The organism is Ruegeria sp. BHSB056 (assembly GCF_059613305.1).
Window position 1 is genome coordinate 1 of the sequence record NZ_JBXWSG010000202.1, and the last position, 933, is coordinate 933.

General features: G+C 48.4%; 1 pseudogene. It reads left to right on the forward strand.

Annotated elements, in window-relative coordinates:
* Positions 1 to 933 (forward strand): annotated as a pseudogene (locus AC2FND_RS20330) (radical SAM protein); the annotation flags it as partial.

The window sequence follows — 933 nt, forward strand, 5'->3', positions numbered from 1 at the left end:
CAACGCGCTGTACGGAGAAAAGCGTGACCTGACCTTGATGGATAACAATGTCGTCGCCTCAGCCAATTTCAAGGAGATCATCGCCGAGATCATTGACTTGGGTTTCGAGCGCGGAGCCAAACTGAAACGCGGTCGCTACGAACTTCAGCGTCGCGTGGATTTTAATCAGGGGGTCGATGCACGGATTCTGTGCAAAGATCCGATGTATTTGCAGCAACTGTCGCGAATAGCACTAAAACCTCTGCGTATCGCTTTCGATCATTTAGGCGTTAAGAAGCCTTATGCGCAGGCTATTCGCTATTCTGCGGATGCGGGTCTGACCGAGTTGTCGAATTATATGCTCTACAATTTTCATGACAACCCGCGAGACCTATTCGAACGAATGCGCCTCAATGTCGACTTGAATGAGGAATTGAATATTCGAATTTTCTCATTCCCCATGCGCTATCAGCCCGTGACGCGACCAGACCGTGGACATGTTGGTAAAAAATGGAACTCCTATTATCTACGTTCAATGCAGGTCATATTGCAGGCCACGCACGGGATTGTCAGCGGTGCACCTGATTTCTTCCGCAGGGCTTACGGTGATACATACGAAGAATTCGAGAACATTTTGTTGCGCCCGCATCACTTTATTTTCAACCGGTATTGGTACGAGCAATTCGACGGGCGTGCTGAGTTCGAAACTTTCCAATCTGTAATGCGTAGTCTTTCAGAGGATGAAAAAACCGAACTTCTTGGCTATCTATGCAGCCGCGACAAGAACGACTACGAGGCCGACTTAACTGAGTTAGCCAAAGGTCACCTACGTGATGCGGCGCAGTTTTTCGTACCGATGTCAAAATCTGATGAGGAACGTATTTGGGAAGCGCAGAAGCGCAGACGTGTTGAGGATATAAGTGCATATCTCGTTCCAGAAGACGAGCGTGTAGA